This window comes from Vibrio sp. 1580 (genome assembly GCF_033340055.1).
In genome coordinates, this window is record NZ_JAWOVT010000062.1 from 1 (window position 1) to 1,190 (window position 1,190).

The following is a 1,190-nucleotide window of genomic DNA, read 5'->3' on the forward strand; positions in this document are numbered from 1 at the left end:
TATGAATTAGTCGAAGATCTTAGCAACAACACCAGCACCTACTGTACGGCCACCTTCACGGATCGCGAAACGTAGACCTTCGTCCATTGCGATTGGTGCGATTAGCTCTACAGTCATCTGTACGTTGTCGCCTGGCATTACCATTTCTACGCCGTCTGGTAGCTGGATGTCACCAGTTACGTCAGTTGTACGGAAGTAGAATTGTGGACGGTAGCCTTTGAAGAATGGAGTGTGACGACCACCTTCATCTTTAGACAGTACGTATACTTCTGATTCGAACTTAGTGTGTGGAGTGATTGAACCAGGCTTAGCTAGTACTTGACCACGTTCAACTTCGTCACGCTTAGTACCACGTAGAAGTGCACCAACGTTCTCACCTGCACGGCCTTCGTCTAGAAGCTTACGGAACATCTCAACACCAGTACATGTAGTTGTAGTAGTGTCTTTGATACCTACGATAGCAACTTCGTCACCTACAGTTAGGATACCACGCTCGATACGGCCAGTTACTACTGTACCACGACCTTGGATTGAGAATACGTCTTCGATAGGCATTAGGAATGGCTGATCTACCGCACGCTCTGGCTCAGGGATGTAAGTATCTAGAGCTTCTGCTAGTTCAACGATTTTCGCTTCCCACTGCTCTTCGCCGTTTAGTGCGCCTAGTGCAGAACCTTGGATAACTGGTAGGTCATCACCTGGGAAATCGTATTCAGATAGAAGTTCACGAACTTCCATTTCTACTAGTTCTAGTAGCTCTTCATCGTCAACCATGTCACATTTGTTCATGAATACGATGATGTATGGGATACCAACCTGACGGCCTAGTAGGATGTGCTCACGAGTTTGTGGCATTGGGCCATCTGTCGCAGCAACAACTAGGATACCACCGTCCATCTGTGCAGCACCAGTGATCATGTTTTTAACATAGTCAGCGTGTCCTGGACAGTCAACGTGTGCGTAGTGGCGTGATGGAGTGTCGTACTCAACGTGAGAAGTTGCGATTGTGATACCGCGCTCACGCTCTTCTGGAGCGTTATCGATAGATGCGAAGTCTTTAGCTACACCGCCGTAAACTTTAGCAAGAGTAGTACAGATAGCTGCAGTTAGAGTTGTTTTACCGTGGTCAACGTGGCCGATAGTACCAACGTTAACGTGCGGTTTCGTACGTTCAAATTTTTCTTTAGACA

1 protein-coding gene is annotated in these 1,190 nt (G+C 47.2%); it reads right to left on the bottom strand.

The annotated features are described in order from the left end of the window. Nucleotides 1-6: 6 nt before the first annotated feature. Nucleotides 7-1,190: elongation factor Tu (gene tuf, locus R7093_RS24010; RefSeq protein ID WP_017822038.1), on the bottom strand; the 1,184-nt coding region annotated here is incomplete at its 5' end.